The following is a 20,493-nucleotide window of genomic DNA, read 5'->3' as shown; positions in this document are numbered from 1 at the left end:
TGTCCGCTCCGCTGGGCACGGACGGGGCACGAGCGAACATGGTAGGCACCACGTCCGGAGGCTCGGCCCTAGCTGTATTGAGCCGCAGCGTTGTTCACACGGCTGATGGGTGGCTGGCCGCCGAGTGCGGTGTGGCAGCGGTGGTGGTTGTAGGTGTGCAGGAAGTCTGCCAGGGCTGCTGTGCGCTCGGTGTTGGAGGTGTAGGGCCGCTGGTAGGCCCATTCGTCGGCGAGGGTGCGGTTGAAGCGTTCGACTTTGCCGTTGGTCTGGGGCCGGTAAGGGCGGGTGAGTTTGCCGGTCGCGCCGATGTCGGCCAGGGCTTGCTTCCAGACCAGGCCCTTGCGGTAGGCCCACGCGTTTTCCGTCAGAACGCGCTCGATCCGGGTGATGCCCAGGTCGGCGAAGAACGCGGCGGCCCGGGTCAGGAAGGCTGCGCAGGTCGCGACTTTGTCGTCGGGGTGGATCTCGCTGTAGGCGAGGCGGGAGTGGTCGTCGACCGCGGAGTGGATGTAGTCGAAGCCGACGTTGCTGCGGGTGGCGCGGCCGGCCTGGCGGCCCAGGGTCCTGTGGCCGCCGCCGTCGGGGATCCGGCCGAGCTTCTTCACGTCGACATGGATCAGCTCGCCGGGGCGTTCACGCTCGTAGCGGCGGATGACCTGGCCGGTGGGCCGGTCGAGGGAGGACAGGCGGTTGAGGCCGTGCCGGGTGAGGACACGGTGCACCGTCGAGGCGGGCATGCCGAGGACCGGCCCGAGCCGTGCGGGTCCGAGCTTGCGTTCCTGGCGCAGGCGGCATATCCGGGCTTCGGTTGCGGCACTGGTCCGGTGTGGTGTTCGGTGCGGGCGGCTGGAGCGGTCGATGAGTCCGCTTTCACCCTCGGACCGCCATCGCCGGAGCCACTTGTGGGCGGTGGGACGCGAGATGCCCATCTCCGCGGCGACGTGCGCGACAGGACGACCGGAACAGACACGGTCGACGAGCAGCCGCCTGCCATGAACAGTCAGCCGGGCATTACGGTGGGACACGAGGGCCTCCGTCCGGTGAAGATTCGACACCTCCACCACACACGGGGGCCCTCGTCATGATCAAGCCCCACCAGCGTTAACAACGCTCGTGATCAATACACCTAGCATGCTAAGTGTCGAGGCCGCCCCGGCCACCACCGCTACGACATCGCGGCGTTCGGTCCCCAGGGCCATAGGGTGGCTCTTCGCTCAGCGTAGCCGCGGAATGGCGCCAACAGGCCCTTGATCCCTCCAGTTGGCGCGACAGGGAATACCAGCAGGGCAGAACGATGGGTGGGCGCACTGGGGCGCCCTCGTTCGGTTTCCCGGGAACCGCACCCGTCACCGAAACCTCAGCTGTCGTCGGACTGCCGCAGTCGCTGGATGCCTCCCATCCAGGGAAGTTCATCCTCGAAGTCACACGCTGCGACGGCCTGTGCCTGTGCATCCCAGAGGGCTTCGAGAATACGTGAAACGGTTTTCACCGCAGTGGTCTCGCCGTGCGGCGTCATCGGTTCCGTCTCGATCTGGACAGGCCACCGGACAAAGTCATCGGGCTGAACACCGTCGGCTTGGGCGTCAGGATTTCGACGCACCTCGATTTCCATCTCGCCAACCGTCAGCGTGCGCCGCTCGAAGGCCCCACCGCAGAGACTGCTGAGTAGGCGCTGCGTTTCGTCGACCGTGATGTTCGCGACCAGGATCTTGCAGTAGGAGTATCTGCTCATGGGGATCACGGGACCCTGATGTAAGGGGGATTGTCAAACGGGCCTCCCCTGCGGATGATGGACAGATCAACCTCCATTCCCAGTTGCGCCTCCAACGCCTTCCTCAGACTCCGTAGACCGGCTTCGCCCGCTTGGATCTTCCCTGTCTCCATGGCGTGCAGCATCGTTCTCTCCTTGGCGCTTTCAGGGTTGGGTGTACCGAATCGCTCTCCGACCAACTGGTCGAACCTGTCAGAGTCGACACGAATGGCGAAGTCGATGTCGGAGTCCGGGCGCGCCGTTCCTCCGGCTCGACTGCCCTGGACGACCATGTCGTCGCCGAGATGCCCCGCCCTCTCACGCAACATCCTGGCCGCTGTGTCGAAGGTTTCCTGCGAGATTCCTTGGGGCGGACCCGGGCGATAGGGCGAAAGGCCGAGGGGGTCGCTCCACGTGTGGGGGTTGTGGACGTAGGCCACCGGGTTGGGGGCGGGGGACAGGCCCAGCGGGTCGGGGGTGAGGTACCGAGCCGTCTGCGGATCGTAGTAACGGTGGTGGTTGTAGTGGAGGCCGGTTTCGGGGTCGTAGTACTGGCCCGGGAAGCGCAGGGGAGTATAGGTAGAGGCGTCCGAATTCCAGGTCGTGGTCCCCCACAGAGTGGTGCGGGAATGCCAGGCGATGTCGCCGTTTTCATCGATGAGTTCGGTAGGGGCGCCGACCAGATCGGTAGCGATGGCGAAGAATCGTGCGTCCACCTCGCTCTGGTCGGCGGCATCGGTGAGCCGTTCGGTCTGGGCGACAGGTGTGAGTCCTTGATGATCCCAGGTCAGCGTCACCGGGTAGGGCAGCCGCCCGGGGTGGACGGTGGTCTGTTCGACCAGGATGGTGCCGTCCCAGGTGAATGCGGTCTGTTCAGCCACAGTGACGCCGTCGTCGGCAAGGCGCTCCTTGAGGCTTCGGCGGCCAAGAGGATCGTAGCGATACCTCCATCGGACGCCATCAGGGGTTGTGACGGCGGTGAGCTGATTTCCGGCGTTATAGGTGTAGCGCCACGTGGCAGGCTTCTTGGACAGGCGGGTCTTGGTGCGTACCACTACGCGGCCCGCAGCGTCGTGCTCGTACCGGTTGTGGCCGGCTCGTAGAACCCGGGTGCCGGCGTATGCACGCTCACCCGTCGCGTCGTTGTCAGCGTGCCTCTCGGGCCAGGCCGCGGAGAGCTGGTTGCCCAGCGCGTCGTAGGCGTACTCCTCGGCCCAGTCTGTGGCGGTGACCGCGGTGACCCGACCGGCAGTGTCGAGGTCGAAGCGAGCCTGGCCGCGGAGGGCGTCGGTCCATTCCGTCAGGTGGCCGTCCGCCTGGTACGCATACGAGCGGTGATTCAGGCTGCGGTTGCCACTGGTGAGATGCTGGGAAGCGAGACGACCGGCTTCATCCCAGGTGAAGTCGATGGTGAGGGAATCGCCTATGGAACGACTGCGTTCGAGGCCGGTCGCGTCGTGGTCGAAGGTGATTCTGCGCTCGCCCGCGGTGAGGACGGTCGAGCGGCCGGCGGCGTCGTAGGAGTATGTGGTGAGTTGGCCGCTGGGGGTGGTGCGTCGTGTGCGGCGGCCCAGTGCGTCGTACGCGTATGTGGTCGCGCGTCCGTCGGAGAGCTCTGTCTTGACCTGGCCGAGTCGGTTGTATTGGTAGAACAACTCGCCACCTGAGCCGGCCGCGTGGACCAGTCGCCCGGACGGATCGTAGGCGTAGGTCGTCACCTCTCCCATTGCGTCCTTGCGGATCACCCTGCCCAGCACGTCACGTTCGTACGTGATGGTCTCGCCCAGCGGGGTTGTGCGCTCCGTGATGTGCCCGGCCGGATCGATGGTGTACGAGAGCGTGCGGCCGTCGAAGTCTCTCTCGGAGACCAGTCGACCTGCCTGGTCGTAGCCGTATGACCAGGTATCTCCCTGAGGGTTGACCACCTGGGTGAGGCGCAACTCCGAGTCATGGGTGAACTCGTGGCGGCGTCCGTCGGGATCGACACGGGCTGCCAGCAGGTCGAACTCTGTGTACTCGAAGGAGGTGGTGCGGCCCATGGCGTCGGTATGACTGGTCCGGTTGCCTTCGCCGTCGTAGGTCCACGACTCCGTGCTGCCGTCTGGGCCTGAGCGATGGGCGAGGTGCCCGTCGAGGGACCACCCCAGGGCTGTGACTGATCCCTGCGGGTCCGTGACGAGCACGGGGCGGCCGTACGCGTCGCGCTGGTACCAGGTGGTACCGCCGAGCGGGTCGGTGTACCTGAGCGGTAGCCCGGCAGGGTCGCAGTGGACCGTGGTCTCTTCACCGACTGCGTCGGTGATGGAGACGAGGTGCCCGAGGTCGTCATAGGCGTAATGGGTGGTGCGGCCGGCCGGGTTGGTGATACCTGTGCGGTTACCGTGCTCGTCGAACTCCTGGGTCCAACGGGAGTTGTCCGGACCGTAGAATTCCGTCGGTCTCCCCAGAGCGTCGCGTGAGGTGCGGAGTTCGCTGCCATCGGGCAGGGTGACGGCTACCGGCCGCCCCTCCTTGTCGTACCTGGAGGTGGTGGTGCGGCCCAGTGGGTCGGTGTGGGTCAGCCGATTGCCCAGCGCATCATAGGTGAATCGGGTGGTGTGGCCGAGAGGGTCGGTGGTGGCCACAACCCGGCATCCCTCACCGGCCAGGTAGCGGGTGGTGCGGCCGTCCGGGGTGGTCAGAGTGGTGGTGCGGTGGCTTCCGGCCGAGACCAGTTCACCGTAGGCGAGAGTCACTTGAAGGTGGCCGGCTCCGCCACCTTCGGCAATCACCCGGTCATGCTCGTCATAGACATAGTCGTAGCGACGATTGTTTGAGTCGATCCAGGCCGTGATGCGGTGCCGGTCGTCGTACTGGAGCTGGAGGCGGGCACCAGACGGTTTTACGACGGCGGTGAGGTTGCCGTCCGCGTACTCGTAGGAGCGCAGAAGGCGAGTTGCATTTGTGCCGCTGCCCGTCTCACTCGGGCACGTGTCGAGCGCAATCGTCTCGCCACGGTCAGTCTCGGTGACCAGCGCGAGACGCGTGACTTGGTCCTCCGACACAGTCAGGTGTACGCGGTATCCGGCGGAGTGGACGAGTTGCTGCGGAGTGCCGTCGTCGGTGCGATCGATGCTGATGGTGTTGTTCCGGTCGGCGATCTGGACGAGCCAGGCCCTGCCGTCTTCGCCGCCCTCCGCTCCGAGAGGACCGGCGAAGTGCTTGGTCAGCCGGGTCGCGGGGTCGGTGACCGTGTAGTCGCCGGAACCGTCGCGGCTCAGAATGCTGCGTGAGGTGCCGGTCTCCGAGCGAGTGGGCAGACCGGGAACGGGGTGGGGGTAGGTGATGAGCAGTCCGTCGTCGGTGACGTGGATGACGCCGGTGGCGTCGATCTCCAGGCGTTCGTCGACGGTGGAGGACCAGGAAGGGCCGAAGAACCGGCCGGCTGTGTACCCGGACTCGAAGCGACGCGTGAATGCCAGTGGCAGTACGCCGGGGAGGCTGACGTCGGTCTGGGGCAGGAACATGCGGCCGGAGGCGAGGTCGACGGGGTCGGTGCCCCCGCTGGTGCGCTCGCTGTCGGGGCGGTTGTGGGTGCCTTCGGGTGCGGCGTTTTCCAGCTTGCGGGCGTCGGAGGCGATGTCGGCGGCCTCCTTCACCACCCGCGCCCCCTTGACACCCGCCCCAGCGCCTCCGGTGGCGGCGGTGAGGGCCAGGTCGGGCAGGAGCCGCCCGAACCCTTCGGCGGGGTCCTTCATGAACCCGTCGATCATCTGCTTGCCGGTGCCCCAGGGGTCGTTGGCGACCCGGACGAGCCCGGCGGCGGTGTTGTTGAGCGCGAGCGCGTACTCGGCGGGGTGAGTGATGTTGTACGGATCCGTCGGGTTGACGCTGCGCGCGAAGTTCAGGATCCCTGCGGTGCCTTTGACGACGCCGCCCGCGATATGGGTCTTGATGACCTGGTACTCGGCGAGGCCGTCCATGGCCTGCTCGGAGTACCGCGGCTTCGCTGGCGCGGAGTCCCGGGCCGCCGTCACCGCTGCACGGGCGGTATCGGCCGCTGTGTTGCGCTGCTTGCGGGCCTCGGCGAGCAGCTCCTGGGCCTCCTCCATCCGCCCGGTGCCCGGGTCGCTGAAGGTGCCCGGCTTCGGCGGCAGCGTGGAGGGATCACGCTCGTCGGAGGGCTTGGCGTTGTAGACGTCGACGGCCTTGTTGTACGTGTCCGCCTTCTCGTTGTACGCGTCCCTGGCCTCCTCCGACGCCTTCGTCCCGGCCTTCCACTTGTCGATCGCGGCCTGCGCCTGCCCCTGCGCCCACTCCACGGTCCCGGCGAACGAGTCGAGCGCTCCCGCGGCCTTCTCGAAGGCGTCGGCGGCCTTGAACCACTTGGGCGGCTCGATCGACACCGAGCCCCGGAAGGCGTCGGCAGCCTGCCCCTTGAGCGCCGAGGAGTCGATCCCCTTGAGCCCGCCGCCGACCTTGTCGAACGAGCCCTGCAACTTCCGCAGATGGGTCGCGGTGGACCGGATCTCGGACGGGCTGCCGTAGATGAGCTTGGTCTTGTCCTCGGTCTGCCCGAGGTCCATTTCGTCGACCTCGGCGCCCATCCGGTTCGCGACGGACCGGGATTTCTCCCGGACCCAGTCCGCCCCGGACTTCCAGCCGGCGTCGTCGAGTCGGTCACCGGTCCAGTTCCCGGCGTCCTGGACCCGGTCACCGGCCCACTCGACGCCGTCCTCGACCGCGTCCTCGACGACATCGGGCGTGATGTCACTGACGAAATCCCCGAACCCCATGACCTAGTTTCCCCCGCCGCCCTGCTCCTGTTGCTGCCGGGCGCGTTCCTCGGGTGAGGGCCCGAACGTGTCGTCCACGGACCGGTCGAACGCCTCCTGGTCCACGCCGAGCATCTCGTTGAGCTGGTCGGCCTGCCGGCCGCCGTTGCCCTCGGTGACGAGCGCACGCCCGGTGTCCTTCCAGGTCTGTCCGGCCTCGTCGGCTGTCCGCTCGAAGGACTCGCGGCTGTAGTCCGGGCTCAGGTAGTCCGGGGTGAACACATCGCCCCAGTTCTGCTTGACGATGTCGTCCTCGGGCGCATGGGGATTGCCGATGCCGGCGTTGACGGCGATCTTGAGGGTGCCCTGGACGTACTGGTCCTCCTCCCACACGATCCCCGCGGCCAGCCCGAGCTTCGCCGCGATCGCGTTGGCGTCCTGGACCAACGCCCGGACTCCCCACTCCCACCGCTCGCAGAAGTCCTCGAAGTCCATCGACAACCCGTGGTGCCCGGCCTCCATCCCGGTCATCGACAGGTCCGAAAGCCCCTTGCCGAGCACCGCCCCCGTACCGTTCCCGATCTCCTTCAACTCCGCCACGGCTTCCCGCAGCCCGGTGGTGATCTTCTGGACACTGACCGGATCGACGTCGAGGTCTTCCGCACCGCCACCGCTCATCGACCCGACCCCCCGTCCCGGCCCTGCCCATCGACGGCCGCCGCATCGGGTGCGTCCGCATCGACGGCGACGGCATCCGGCACGATCCCCATCACCGGCGGAAACAACATCGACCCGTCCGGATCGGCCACGTTCACCGCGACCCCGGCGGGCACTCCCATGGCCGGAATGACCTCGTCAAGCAACCGCGCACCCCGGAACACGGCGTACTCCCATGCCCGCTCCGCAGCCCCAACCCCGTCCACAGCGGTCCGGGCCTCGGCGAACCGGGCCAACGCCGCCTCATCGGTGAACCCGCACACCCACCGCACCCCACCGAACTCGGCGGTCCAGAGCCCGCCACCGTCAAACGGCACCAGGACCAACGACCGCCGCAGCTCACCCACCAGAGCCCGCGGATCCCCGACCCCGGCCCGCCGCTCGTATATCCGATCCGCCAGCGCCGCCCCGTCACCCACTTGAAGCCTCCCCCGTACGCAAGTCGTCACTCTTCACTTCCCCACACGCTAGGACACCACGCCCACCCGCAACCACCTGGTTCCAGCCGCCACCGCAGGCCAGCACCGAACGCAAAAAGGCCCCGGTCGCTGACCAGGGCCTTCATCAAAGAGCGGGTGACGAGAATCGAACTCGCGCTCTGGGCTTGGGAATCAACGGTGCTTGGGTAGGTAGAGCTGCCCTCACCTGCACCTTTGTCTGTTGCAGGTGGATGGGTCCTGGTCTTTGGGAGCCGTATCTGACCGCTGTTGTCCGCTCTGCTGGGCACGGACGGGGCACGAGGGCGGCGATGCAGCGGACCCTGTCAGGCGGTGTGCTTAGGGGTGGGCCGGCGTGTCAAAGAGGGATGATGCGAATCTCGTAGCGACAGAGTTTGGTCATGTCGTCGCTGTCGGGCGTGAGGAGGGCGTCCCGATTCGGCTGGCGAGAGACCTCGGGGGCCGTTCCGCCGATGGGCATGCATGTGCCTTGGGTTTCTGGTCATGCTTTCCAAGGGCACCCTGTTCGCCCGCGGCTGGATCGCCCCCTGCCGTGACGACCTGGTCAACTGTGACCCGAGTCTCCTTGGGCGGCCAGAGGAGCACATGCGCGAGTCCAGGCTCTTTCCTTTCCTCCGGCGAGGCGTGAGTATGAGGGCATATGCGAAGAAAACCGGTGGCCGGAGCTTCGTCGGAGGGGACTTCGGACGGGGTTTGGCGGCCCTACATAGACCCTCCGCTGATTACTCCCTGGATGATCCGGCCGGGAGCCAGCGAGCCGGCGGACGAAGCGCGGCTGCGTCGATATCTCCTTGCTCTCGTCGAGCGGCGAGCCGCTCCCGTCCACGTCGCAGTCGCGTTTAACGCCGTGTACTTCGGCTTCGACACGGACACTGCAGGATACGCAGGCGGGCCACTGGACATCGGTGACTTCCCCTCGGTCGCCCTCGGTGACGAGATGGCGGCGTTACCGGTCGGCGCGATGATCAACGTGCGGACCGGCGGTGATCTGTTGCCTGCGGAGATCGTATATAAGGAGGGCGCCCACGAGGCACTCGGCGCCGAGGGCGATATACCGGGCTGGTTGTCGGGTGCCCCCGCCGGCGCACAAGGGCCGGACCAGTTCGACGGGGCGAAGGCCACCTCGCTGCGCGAGCGACTTGTCTTCGACGCCGACGCGTTCGGGCCCGGGCTGGCTGCTTCCGCTGCACGCCTGAACAGGCTGATCCGCCGCGGCACTCTCGACGCGCACGAGTCCTTGGTCGTCAACAGTCTGTACAAACGGTCCGACGACGGCCTGCCCCAGAGCGACCTAGACGACACGTCGTATTACCTGCGCTATCTCATGACGCGCGGCAGGGAGCAGCTGGACAGCTCCCTCGCCCCCATGCCACTGCCCTTGTTGCTGCCTCCCGGTGCAACTTCGCAGGACAGGGAGGCGGGGCTGCGGAACCTTGTGAACGTGGTCCGGCGCGCTCTCGCGTCGCTGCCGGGGATTCGCCTGTGGGGAGAGTACGCCTTCACTCGCGCCTCGATGGCGGACCGTCTCGCCGATGATGGGCCGCTGGGACGTGACGCCCTGGAGACACTCGCTCGGTCCGTGGCCCGCGGCGCGGCGCCGATCGTCAGTCGCGGGACAGCGGTGCGGAGGCGGCCGGTCTACACCGCCCTCGGGCCCGCACTGTGTTCCCTGCCCGAGGCCGGCAGGCTGATGCGGGGCACGAGGTACCCCTCGGCCGTCCTCCACGCCAACGCCGTACTGATGGACCACGTACGGCGTGAGGCCGACGAGAGGACGGGCCTGCTGCCCACCGGCGTATGGGTCGCCCTCGACGACCGCTGGCAGGGCGGCGGAGTGTGGCGGGCCGAGCACGTGGGGGCCGGTTCGGCGTCGGACGTGCTCCGGGGGGCCTCGGAGGAGCCGACCGGGTGGGGTTGGGCGGAATGCAGAGAGCGCCAGGTTCCGGTGGTGCCCGTGGTGGAGCCGGAGCCCGGAGACTCGCACCCAGGGATGCTGTGGCCGGACGAGCCCGACCTCGGGGGATCTGTACTGGTTCATGAGGGGCCGGACCGGCTGGAGTGGCAGCAGCCCCTGCGCGCTCGACAACTGGAGGGCGGTTACCTGCCGATGCCTCTGGCTGTGACGACCAGGCAGGGCGCCGTGCAACCGCCCGGCCGCGCACCACGCGACGGATCGGGCCTGCTACCGAGTTCGGGTCCGAGCCCGGACGTCATCTTCCACCTGGAGCACGACGGTCAGCCGTCCTGCGTACAGCATGTCCGGATGGACGAGGAGGGATGGCTCGTGGGACTGCACTGGCCGTCCACCTGCTTCCCCGGCATCTTGCTCGACCTCTCCTGGCAGCGCGGCAGCCGGACCGTGGAGGCGCGGACGACCGCGCTGCTCCGGCCGAAGACAGTTGACGGGGAGTCGATCGAGTACCGGTACGACCAGCGAGTGCGTACAAGGGACGGTGCCCGGCAGCGGCCACTGGATGACACACCCCTCGACCGAACCCGGTGGCTGGTTATGACGGCGGTACGGAGGTTCGGCCTGCTGGATGTCGTCGGCCGGGCCATGCTGGCCCGTGAACTTCTGGCCCCCGTCCTGCCTCTGGTCATGACCGATGCCCCGCAGGACCCCACGGTCGAGCTGGTGGACGCGGCGGTGGCCGAACTGCTTTCGGCCGGGGCGCTGACCAGCCTGCCGGGCAGCCGCGGCGACGACGGGCGACCGCACCATCCGACACGACTCGGAGAACGCATCGTCGAACTGCTCTGTTACGCACCACAGGTGGTGGAGGGCCGTCCCCGAGGCCACGGGGATACGGGGGGTGACGATTCGCAGGTCCGTGCGAAGGCCGTACACCATGTGCCGGGGTCTTTACGCTACATAGGCCATTTGGGGTACGAAGCGAGCGCGGAACAGCGACGCTTGTTCCGACAGGACTTTCTGAGGTTCGGCCTCGTCGGCAGCCCTGAGCTGCCCCCCGGCTACACCTACGTACGGCCGCATCAACGGGGCCGCTGAACGGTCGCTCCCCAGCAATTCAGTTCGCAGGAGTTTGTGTGACATCACCCCGTCGTGGAATGCACTCGTGCGGAGAGTCGGACATGCCGTTCTCCGTGGTGGAGGGGGCGTCGGACACCCCGGCTCTCACCGACGCCCTGGAAGCGCTGGCCCAGGCGCTCCGTGCTCTGCCGTCGCCGGTCGGCGCGGCCGTCGAACAGCTTCAACAGGCTGACATAGAACATGCGTTGAACTCGACGCCGATGCAGTGGCGACGCCACATCCTCGGCGCGCTACGGATCCCGGTGGCGGGAACCCGCGTGAGCCCGGCCCTGTGCCGTGATGTGCTCGCGCGGATGAGCCGGGATCCGGCCTCTGCTAACTCGCGCCATGTGGCTAGCCACTTGACCCAGCCTCTCCTGAGCGACCTCCTGATGGCAGCCGATTCGGGTGAGCCGCTCACCCGGCGTTGGAGCCCGGGCCTGCTTCGGCTGGCCGGGTGGGCGCATCTGCAGGTCAGCGAGGAGGACGGGGCGCTGTGGCTCTGGGCCCTTGACCAGCCCTGGATGACGGACGGGTTGCCGGTCAAATCGGTTGCGGAGGTGCGTGAGGCCGCCCGACGCGTGGTGGAGCTCGCCCCGGTGCCACAGCCCCCGCGAGCAGAGGACGACTCCACCGGCTCCGGCGCGGAACCGGCCGTGACGACGCCCCTACATGAGCCCGTGGACCACGACAGGAGCGTAGGGCTCCGGCCCGACGCCGCCGCGCTCACCGTAGCCGTCGAGCGAGTGGAACGGGCGCTGACGGCGGCCCGCGAGCCGGTTCGGCGGGTTGCCGGCTCGGTGTCCGCGCAGAGCCGGCCGGCCGACGCGGACCTCGTCTCGCTCCACGAGCTCACGGCGGCGTTCGATGACGCGCTGGCTGGATTCAGGACCTTCGGTGCAGAGCCTGCGCCCAACCTCGGCAGCCTGCGCGAACGCGCGGTGTCGGTGGCCGAGACGCTCGCTTCCGAAGCACTGCGCACCCGGCTTGCCGACGTCGACGGGCTGCGCCGTGAGCCGGGGTCCGCTTCCGCCTTGTCCACCGCCGTGTCCGAAGCCCGGGAGGCCGCCCGTGCGCTGCTGGCCCGAGCCGATTGGTCCCAGCAGGACAAGTCGGACGCCGAGGCCCTCGGGATTCTACTGACGATGGTGGAACTTGCCCACAGCGGCGAGGAACGCTCGGCCGAGATCCTCGGGCTTCTCCAGCAGATATCAGCGAAGGCCCCCGCATTCCTCGTGCTGGCAGCGCAGTGCGGGGATCTGACTCTCGGGCCCGCCCCGGACGCCGATCTCGCCTCCTCCCCCGGTACCGGCTCGGAGCCAGCCCAGGACACGACCGTGGACGGAGCGGCAGGAGCGGTGGTGGAGCCGGCCGCGGGAGGGGGAACGGCAGCGGAGCCCGAGCCCAGCGAAGCAGCCGACGGCGATGCCGCACGGGCTCACGGCGGCCTTGACACCTCCGCCCCGCACCCACAGGGGAGCCCCCCTACGACGGAGCCTGGCCCGCAGAGGGCCGGGGCCCTCGCAGACCGTGGCGTCGCATCCGGACCGCGCCGTGACCCCACCCCGGGGGAGAACCGGCAGACCGCCGAGCTCTCTGCACAGCCCGAAGCGCCGTCCCGCTCTACCGAAGCCGCGGACGGTTCGCTGCTCACTGCCGGGCGGCACCGGCCCCCGCCCCCTGCCCCCGCTTCCGCGCAGCCCCCCGGTTCGAGCGCCCACCTGCCACAGCAGCGCCCGCATCCGGCCGTGAAGACGGACACAGCGCTCGGGTCGGGTGCCCCGCAGGCCGTCCTTGCCCCCTTGGTGGCCGATCACCGCTACGGAGCCGCCGCGGCGTTGGCCGAGCAGAACGCCGAACCCGTATTCCGTTCCGCCGCCCTGCGGATCTCCGGGTACGCCATCGCGCTGCGTTCCTCCAGCGGAGAGTGCGCATCGCGGGTACGCGCCGAACTAGCCGGGATCGACGTCGACTCCCTCGTCCGAAGCCGCCCCGACGCGGCTCTCGTAACGGCCGCTCTGCTGCGGGTCGTACTCGTGACCGGGGACGCTGAGACCAGTGCCCCGCTTCAGCAGGTGGCCGCCGTACTGCCGCCGAGCCTCGTGTCCGTGGCCGACGAGGTCTCCCGGTGCGCGCTTCAGTCCATGCTGCTGCATTCCCCGCCGCTCGCCCTGGCGCGCGGCACGGCCGAACTGGAACGCTCCCTCCAGGAGGCCCGCGAGGAATGCCAACAGGGCTTGGACCAACTGCCCCGCATCCGGTTCAACCGGGCCACCGAAATCACCCGGCTCTGGCTCGCGCCCTCCGGACTCATCGGCAGCCTGCTCCAGCGGGCCGCCGACGACCACAGGGACGGCCTGGACGAGGTCGCGGACGGCGTGCGGAAGCTGGCCAACGGGTCTGCACTCCAGGACGAACTCAACGAGGTTGACCGCAGGCTGATGAGATCCAACAGGAGCCGACTGGAAGGCCCCGCCAGGCAGAATTTGCTTCGGCTGATGCACGACCGACTGCGCTCGGTCGACAAGTGGGTCGTCGCGGCTCGCGCGCTCGACGTCGGAGCGAACGACTGGAGCGTCGACCAGGTCCAGGCGATGCGCGCGGCCGTGCTGGCTCTGCGCGACCAGGTGTTGGACGACTTGGCGGCGCAGTCGCTCGCCGATGACGCCTACACCCAGGCCGCCATGAGAGCGGCAGCGGATTCGCTGAGGCTCACCTTCGATCTGCTGTCGGGCGACACGCGGCTCGATCCCGCCGAGTATCCGGCGGAAGTCGTCCTGGGCATGGACCTCTTCAAGCTCCCCGGCGTGCGGGTGGAAGAGGCGACGGGACGCGTGATTCCACCTGAACTGACCGCCGAGAGAATCATTGAGAGCGCCCGACGGTCGTGGCTGGACGTCATCGACAGCCATCGGGCGGCCGAACGGTTCGACCTCGCGGCTCACCTCCTGGGTCTCTCCGAGATGCGCCTCCTGCCGCCTGGCCCGAACGGCCACGAAGAGTTGGCCGATGAGAGTGTGCACCTCGCGGTGGGGGAGGCGGCAAGCCACACGGCGGCCGCTCTAGAAGACAAGCGGCGCGTACTGGAGGACTCGCTGCGCCGCACGCGCGTCAACGGCGTCTTCAAGGAAGAGGAGGAGCGCGACTTCGAGCAACGCCTTCAGGCAACCGCGGTGACCACAAAATCCGACCTCGCCTCCGCACGGCGGCGGCTCAGCGGATTGTCGGAGGAGCTTGAACGCGCTCATGCGACGGCCACTGCCAAGCTGCGGGCGCGGCTCATGGAGATCCCCGGTCTGAAGGCCGAGGACTCCGCACGGGTGACTCCCCTACTCGACGACGGCGATCTGCTGACCGCTGAGGAGCTGATCTCCCACCTCTCCAACGGCGAGAGCATCCCCGACACGCGCTACGGGGATCACCCGCTGAACGCCTTCTTCCCCTCGGTACCCGATGCCCTGCCCCAGGGCATCACCGAGGAACTCATTCGGGCGGTACGGGACCGGCAGCGCTTCCAGAACCTTGACGCACTCGACTTTTCCGCCATGTCCCAGGAGTTCACCGATCAGGCGGCCAACGGCCTCGCAGGCTGGCGAGAGATGGCCTCACGACGGGGCGTAAGGAGGACGGAGGGCCTGAGTGAGGAGAACCTGCTGATGCCGGCGCTCCGTCTCATCGGATACCGAAGCCTGCGCAAACCGCAACGTGACCGCCAGCGCAGCACGACCCCCGAGCACCGTTTTCTGGACCTCCAGGAGGTCCGGTACACAGGAGAAGCCTTGGTGCCGTCCTTCGGGTCCGCCCTGCGCGGCAGGCTGCGGGTCATGCTCGCGTGGGGCCAGCCGACTCCAGAGGCGCTGATGGCCCGTGTGCAACAGGACCCCAGCCAGGAGAGCCTGCTCGTCGCATACTTTGGCACCCTTTCCGCGCACGCCCGGACATCGCTGGCCGCGCTCAGCGTCGGCCGCCGGCCCATGGTGGTGCTGGACGATGCGGCCCTCGCCTATCTCGCCGCCCGGGGCAACCAGTTGCTCGACCCGGCGATGCGGGTGTTGCTGCCGTTCTCGGCCGTGAATCCGTACGTCAGTGAGAAGCGCGGCCGGGTGGCCGAGGAAATGTTCTTCGGACGCCTGGAGGAACTCGGCTCCGTACAGAACCCGGTGGGCAACCAGGTGGTGTTCGGAGGCCGGGGGCTCGGCAAGTCAGCGCTGCTGAAGGAAGCGGGCCGGAAGTTCACCGCGCAGGCGCCCACGGCTCACATCAGCATGGCCCTCAGCCTGGACTCCACCTACAACGGCACCAGTGCCCAGTCCTCGGCCGTGTGGAATCTCATCGGGCGCAGGCTGCTGGAAGAGGACGCCCTTCCGCTGCCCAAGCGTGTACGGGGCGACGCTACCCTGACCTACGACAACGTGCTGACCGGCATCAGGACCTGGCTGAAGGCCGACAGCAGTCGGCGGATGCTCATCATGCTGGACGAGGCGGACGGCTTCTTCGAGTCGGACTCGCCGAGGTTCACCGAGACCCGGCGGCTGCGTGATCTCAGTTCCGAGACCAACGACGGTGTCAAGATCGTCTTTGCCGGGCTCCACTCGGTACAGCGATACGCCACCCTCGCGGCGAACAATCCGTTCAGCCACCTCTCGCAGCACCCGACGGTCATCGGCCCGCTCCAGCCCCAGGACGCCGCGAACCTGCTGCTGAAACCGCTGGCCGCCCTTGGATACCAGTTCCTGGAACCGCAGTTGGTGCACCGCATCCTGGGCCACTGTTCGTATCAGCCGTTCCTGCTCCAGATGTTCGCGCACCGGCTTGTGCAGACCATGCACGCCAAGAGGCGGGAGACGAAGTCGGGGCCGCTGCACTTCATCGCCCGCGACGACGTCGAACGCGTACAGTCCGACAAGGACCTCCAGCGGAGCATCACCGCAGCCTTCCATGACACCCTGCGGCTCGACTCCCGGTACAACATGATCGCAAACGTGGTGGCGCATCACGCTCATCACCACGGCATCGACGCCCGGATGACCCACGCCGAACTGCGCGACGAGTGCACCTATTGGTGGGCGGAGGGTTTCAGGGACCTGGACCCGGACCAGTTCCGCGCCTACCTCACGGAGATGGAGGGCCTCGGCGTCCTCGCCCCCGACCCGGACCACCGGGGCTGGCATCTGCGAAGCGCCAACGCCCTCAGCATGATCGGAACGTTGGAGGACGTGGACGCGCAGTTGGAGAACACATCCAGTCGGCAGGTCACCGAGCGGCTGACAGCCCTGGAGACGCGGCACAAGTCCGCGAAGTCGCACTCGCACTGTCCGCTGACCGCCGCACAGATTGCGGACATCCTGCCAGGCAGGCAGGTCTCCGGTTCGGAACCGGGCCGCCGGAACCTGGCTCGGATCGTACTCGGCTCTCCCGCCACCGGCGTGAACCGGGTCACCACGGGGCTGCGCGAGATCGCTGAGACCACCGGCTGGAAGATGCCGCATGTGGCCCGAAGGGCCGATTTCGAGCGTGAGCTCGTCGGCGGCGAGCCGGGGATGAGCAGGCTCGTAGTCTCCGACCTGACCGTCAAGTCCCCCGGCGAGCAGTCCTGCCTCATCTCCCCGGAGCTGGCGACCACCCGACTGCCGGACGGCCCGGGGGTCACTCGCTCCGCCGTGGTCGTGGCAGGTCTGGAGCAGCTCACCCTGTGGGCCTCGTTGCTGTCGGACGAGCAGACGTCCGGCGTGGGAGTCGTTCCACTGCGGCGCTTCACCCGACACGGGCTGCGTACCTGGTCCCTCGACCAGAACTCCTTCACGTCGGAGGCGGCGCTGCAACGGGTGGCGGAGACCACGGGCGGCTGGCCGCTGCTCGTCGACCAACTCTCCGAACAGGTATCCCGCGGCGACTCGGAGGGCGCTGCCCTGAAGTCCGTACGCGGTCGGCTGGAGAGTATCGAGGGCGCGGCCGACTTCCTGGCCCAGGTGGGTCTCGTACCGGAGACGTTCCGATGGTCGGCGTTCACCGCTGTGCTGGAGTTCATGACAGAGCAGGGCCTGCCGTTCGAGGACCTGGAAGCAGCCGTCGGCGCTGCCGGCCTGGACCCTGGGCCGGAAGCCGCCGACGCCATCCGGATCCTTCGCGCCCTCCAGGTCTTCGACGTGGACACGACCGGTCTGCACAGCCCTGAACCGGTGCTGCTCTCCTGTTGGTCGAGGGTTACTAACTCCTGATCAGATCTACACGACGATGAGGTCCCAGGCCGACGACCTGGGACCTCACATGAGAGCGGCTGGCGAAAATCGAACTCAAGTTCTAGACTTGGGAATCGATGCGATTCTAGCTGGTTGCACAGCTGTGGCTAGCAATGACGGGCATGGCGTTGAGTGCTGACCTCTTCCTCTCGACCAAATAGCAAGGCAGGCAACTACGTTTCTGAGCGTTTTGTCAGGCGTTCTGCTAGGGCCTCAGTTCTGAGATCTCTGACTTTTTAGCGCTTCGGCGTCACCTCGGAGGCGCTGTGGTGACTGCACGGGCTCAGTTCTCGGCTCATGCCCGTCTGGTCTACCTACTGCTGGCGGGCGTTGACGGCGGCAGCGCCGAGGGGACCGAAGGCAGGAGCCCGGGCCCAACCAGAGCCGGATGCCTTGATGAAGTAGGGAAAGTTCTACCGCGCTGGGAGCACGTGCCTGCCGCAACTTGTGGGTCTGATGTGGCCGTCGACCGCGCTCACCTGGAGCGGTCGACGACCACGTCCGAAGGCCGTCAGGCCGCCGCAGCGGCCTCGCGGCCCCTGCGCGTCCGGCGGTGGAAAATCTCGTCGAAGGTGGCGCGGGCGCCCGTAGGACCGATGTAGTGCATCGCCAAGAGCGCTGCGATGACGGCGCCGACCAGGTCGTTCTGGACCTCGGACCAGTCGTGGTCGTCGCCGCAGGTCGTGAGGCCCTTCAGGCCGTGGAGGGCGTGCATCGCCTCGCCGGCTTCCTCGGCGACCTTACCGACCTGGAGGGTTTTGAGTTCTTCGTCGGGGAGGTGGGCGCCGGCTGCTCGGTAGACGGCGGAGAGCTTCTCGATGTTGTCCCACAGGGTGTCCACGTCGGACCTCCGATCGATGGGTTCGGCTATTCCTGTGCGGGTCGTCCGAGCTGACGTACGGTCCATCCGGCCATGCGCCAAGCCTCGGCGTCGATGAGGTTGCGGAGGTCGACGAGGACCTGGTCCGCGACCAGAGGGGCGAGGGCCTTGGGGTCGGCCTCGCGGAAGTGGGGCCATTCGGTGGCCACGACGATCAACTGGGCGGCCCTGAGGGAGGCTTCGAGGTCTTCGCAGTAGTCGAGTTCCGGGTGGCGGCGCAGTGCAGTAGGCACTGCGTGCGGGTCGTGGACGGTGACGGTCGCGCCGCGCTGGTGCATGAGCGCTGCAATCGCCAAGGCCGGGGATTCCCGGACGTCGTCGGTTCCGGCCTTGAAGGAAGCGCCCCAGACGGTGATGCGTACGCCGTCGACGGGGCGGCCGAGCGTCTGCTCGATGAGCTTCAGCGCGGCGGTGGGGCGGGATTCGTTGACCTCCTCTGCAGCGCGCAGCATGGTAGCTGCCTCGGCGGCGCCCAGCGTGTGGGCGGAGGCGGTGAAGGCGCGGACGTCCTTCGGGAGGCAGCCGCCGCCGTAGCCGGGGCCGGCGTTCAGCCCGCCGCGTCCGATGCGGGGGTCCAGGCCGATGGCCTCGGTGAGCTGCTGGACGTCGGCTCCGGCGGCGGTGCACATGTCGGCGACGCCGTTGATGAAGGAGATCTTCATGCCGAGGTAGGCGTTGGCGGCGCCCTTGATGAGTTCGGCGGTGGCGGGGTCGGTCACGAACAGCGGGATGCCGTTCGCCAGGAGGGGCGCGTAGACCTGGCGTACCGCGTCCTCGGCGCGGGCCGAGGGGACGCCCACGACGATCCGGTCGGGGCGCAGGGTGTCGTCGATGGCGTGGCCCTCGCGCAGGAACTCCGGGTTCCAAACGACTTCCACGTCCTCACCGGCCGGGGAGAGACGGGCGAGCAGAGCACCGAGGTCACGAGAGGTGCCGACGGTGACCGTGGACTTGCCGACGATGACGGTCGGGCGGGTCAGGTGCGGGGCGAGGGCGCGGGCTGCGCCGAAGACCTGCCCGGTGTCGTAGCTTCGTCCATCCGCGTCGATAGGCGTGCCCACGGCCAGGAAGTGGATGTCGGCGAACTCGGCTGCCTCTGCGAGGCTGGTGGTGAACCGCAGGCGTCCAGTGGCGGTGTGGGTGCTGAGGAGTTCGGGCAGGCCGTCCTCGTAGATGGGGCACTCACCGGCGTTGAGACGGTCGATCTTCGCCTGGTCCAGGTCCACGCCGATGACCTCGTGGCCGATCTCGGCCATGGCAGCGGCGTGGGGAATGCCCAGGTGACCACAACCGATGACGGATACGCGCATGGGGTCGACGCTCCTTTCCTTGCCTCTCGCCCGCCCAGAGGAGTCCGGGCCGGCCGGGTGCGTCACGCTAGCGCCAACACCCGGCATGGCCCTCTTCGTGCAGGTGAATCAACCAGCATGCTGATTCAGCAGGTTGACGAGAGCGGGCAGTGCCTCGGCGGCGGTTGCCCGGCACACCAGGTCGCCGTCCTGGGGCCCTTCCAGGGGGTAGGGCAGGAACTGGCCGTCGCGCCAGAAACCCTCCGGGTCCAGGTAGACGACCTGCATGCCGCGAGCGCGGGCGCGCGCCTGGACCTTGCGTCGGTCGGCGTGCAGGCCGACGACGAGAAGGGCCTTGGCGCCGTCCACCCACTCGACATCGGGTACGGCCTGGTCGTACCGGCGCATGAAGCACTCGTCGAGCCCGGCGCGCGCCGCGAGCACGTCGAAGTTGTTGGTGATGACCGGACCGACGAGGTGCCCGGCGTCCTTCAGTTCCTTGAGCGCCCACATGGCCGGGGTCGGCTCGGCCAGGAAGCATGCGCGGAACATCTCCACGAATTCCGCCGCCTTCTCCTCCGGCTCTGTCAGCAGCTCGTGGAGGAGGGTGTCCGCTGTCGGGGAGAGGGTGAAGCGGTGTTCCCGCGGTTCGTGGCCCTGGCGGTCGGTGACCCGGTAGATCTCGTGGAGACGGTGCAGGGGCGGGATACCCGCCTCGACCGACATACCGCAGCCGATCTCCACCTGGAACGGCAGCAGGTCCGCGAGGACGGACAGGTCCGGGACGCGGGTCGGCGTACCGGGGCGGTCCTTGGACCTGATCCCGGTGGAGAGGACGTTCCACGGCAGCTGCCGGACAGCGGGCGGCGGTGCGTAGGACACCGAGGCGATCTGCACGTCCAGGCTCCGGTAGCCGACGGGGAGAGTACGGCCCGCAGCGGCGTCCTGGGGGTGGACGTCGTGCTCGGTGATCCGGCACTTCAGATCCCGACGTGTCCATAAGAATCCACCGGGAGCCTCCTTCCAGCCGCCGGTGGCGAGCGAGTCCCAGAGGGCGTCGTGGTGCGCGTCGATCTCGTCCGCAGGAGCGGTAGCGGAGTGGTAGAGGTACAGGTCGGTCAGGCCGATGGCCGGCGCGGCGGTGGTGGGGACCAGGCCGTACCGGTAGCGGTAGTGGATAATCCGCCGCCGGGCGTCGTCGGCGGCCGTCCAGCCGCTCTGGTCAGCCGTGGCCTTCTCCTGCGTACGACGCCAGATGCCTTCCTCGATGTAGCGGGGTCGGTCGGCGTCGCCGAAGTAGGTCTTCCAGACCTGCTGTTGGTCGGGGGTGAGCTGGTCGATGACGATGTACGGGATGTCCACGATCTCTCCCTGG

10 protein-coding genes and 1 pseudogene are annotated in these 20,493 nt (G+C 68.0%); 2 read left to right on the top strand and 9 right to left on the bottom strand.

Annotated features, from left to right (window positions below; genetic code table 11):
• Window positions 1-68: 68 nt before the first annotated feature.
• From N7925_RS16705 to N7925_RS16680, 6 genes and pseudogenes are all read right to left on the bottom strand, one after another.
• Window positions 69-1,025, bottom strand: a complete 957-nt coding sequence (locus N7925_RS16705; protein WP_274344312.1) for an IS481 family transposase — start codon at window positions 1,023-1,025, stop codon at window positions 69-71.
• Between the two features lie 332 nt (window positions 1,026-1,357).
• The gene (locus N7925_RS16700; RefSeq protein ID WP_274344311.1) at window positions 1,358-1,732 is read right to left on the bottom strand and encodes a hypothetical protein; all 375 of its coding nucleotides are present in this window, start codon (window positions 1,730-1,732) and stop codon (window positions 1,358-1,360) included.
• Between the two features lie 5 nt (window positions 1,733-1,737).
• The gene (locus N7925_RS16695) at window positions 1,738-6,525 is read right to left on the bottom strand and encodes a putative T7SS-secreted protein (protein WP_274344310.1); all 4,788 of its coding nucleotides are present in this window, start codon (window positions 6,523-6,525) and stop codon (window positions 1,738-1,740) included.
• 3 nt (window positions 6,526-6,528) lie between these two features.
• Complete coding sequence (locus N7925_RS16690) at window positions 6,529-7,182, bottom strand: hypothetical protein (protein WP_274344309.1); 654 nt, start codon at window positions 7,180-7,182, stop codon at window positions 6,529-6,531.
• Window positions 7,179-7,640, bottom strand: a complete 462-nt coding sequence (locus N7925_RS16685; RefSeq protein WP_274344308.1) for a hypothetical protein — start codon at window positions 7,638-7,640, stop codon at window positions 7,179-7,181. Before N7925_RS16685 ends, N7925_RS16690 begins: the two co-directional genes overlap by 4 nt.
• A 376-nt stretch (window positions 7,641-8,016) precedes the next feature.
• Window positions 8,017-8,133, bottom strand: a pseudogene (locus N7925_RS16680) (DNA-binding protein); the annotation flags it as partial.
• 279 nt (window positions 8,134-8,412) lie between these two features.
• On the opposite strand from N7925_RS16680, the gene N7925_RS16675 reads away from it, so the two are divergent.
• Both N7925_RS16675 and N7925_RS16670 read left to right on the top strand, forming a co-directional pair.
• Window positions 8,413-10,689 (top strand): hypothetical protein, encoded by a 2,277-nt coding sequence (locus tag N7925_RS16675; protein ID WP_274344307.1) that lies wholly within the window; start codon window positions 8,413-8,415, stop codon window positions 10,687-10,689.
• An 83-nt stretch (window positions 10,690-10,772) separates the two neighbouring features.
• Complete coding sequence (locus tag N7925_RS16670; RefSeq protein ID WP_274344306.1) at window positions 10,773-16,928, top strand: hypothetical protein; 6,156 nt, start codon at window positions 10,773-10,775, stop codon at window positions 16,926-16,928.
• 532 nt (window positions 16,929-17,460) lie between these two features.
• Here the strand turns inward: N7925_RS16670 and N7925_RS16665 are convergent.
• From N7925_RS16665 to N7925_RS16655, 3 genes are all read right to left on the bottom strand, one after another.
• Window positions 17,461-17,790 (bottom strand): MazG-like family protein, encoded by a 330-nt coding sequence (locus N7925_RS16665; RefSeq protein WP_274344305.1) that lies wholly within the window; start codon window positions 17,788-17,790, stop codon window positions 17,461-17,463.
• A gap of 26 nt (window positions 17,791-17,816) precedes the next feature.
• Entirely contained in the window at window positions 17,817-19,139 is a 1,323-nt protein-coding gene (locus tag N7925_RS16660) for a UDP-glucose dehydrogenase family protein (protein ID WP_274344304.1), read from the bottom strand.
• A gap of 108 nt (window positions 19,140-19,247) precedes the next feature.
• Window positions 19,248-20,480, bottom strand: a complete 1,233-nt coding sequence (locus tag N7925_RS16655) for a hypothetical protein (RefSeq protein WP_274346487.1) — start codon at window positions 20,478-20,480, stop codon at window positions 19,248-19,250.
• Window positions 20,481-20,493 lie beyond the last annotated feature (13 nt).

It is taken from the genome of Streptomyces sp. CA-278952, assembly GCF_028747205.1.
Classification (GTDB): domain Bacteria; phylum Actinomycetota; class Actinomycetes; order Streptomycetales; family Streptomycetaceae; genus Streptomyces.
This window is presented reverse-complemented; position numbering and strand designations above follow the sequence as displayed.

Excerpts from the sequence above, each read along its gene's own strand:
- N7925_RS16700 (WP_274344311.1), bottom strand. The coding sequence starts at position 1,732 with ATGAGCAGATACTCCTACTGCAAGATCCTGGTCGCGAACATCACGGTC.
- N7925_RS16695 (WP_274344310.1), bottom strand. The coding sequence starts at position 6,525 with ATGGGGTTCGGGGATTTCGTCAGTGACATCACGCCCGATGTCGTCGAG.
- N7925_RS16690 (WP_274344309.1), bottom strand. The coding sequence starts at position 7,182 with ATGAGCGGTGGCGGTGCGGAAGACCTCGACGTCGATCCGGTCAGTGTC.
- N7925_RS16675 (WP_274344307.1), top strand. The coding sequence starts at position 8,413 with ATGATCCGGCCGGGAGCCAGCGAGCCGGCGGACGAAGCGCGGCTGCGT.
- N7925_RS16670 (WP_274344306.1), top strand. The coding sequence starts at position 10,773 with ATGCCGTTCTCCGTGGTGGAGGGGGCGTCGGACACCCCGGCTCTCACC.
- N7925_RS16660 (WP_274344304.1), bottom strand. The coding sequence starts at position 19,139 with ATGCGCGTATCCGTCATCGGTTGTGGTCACCTGGGCATTCCCCACGCC.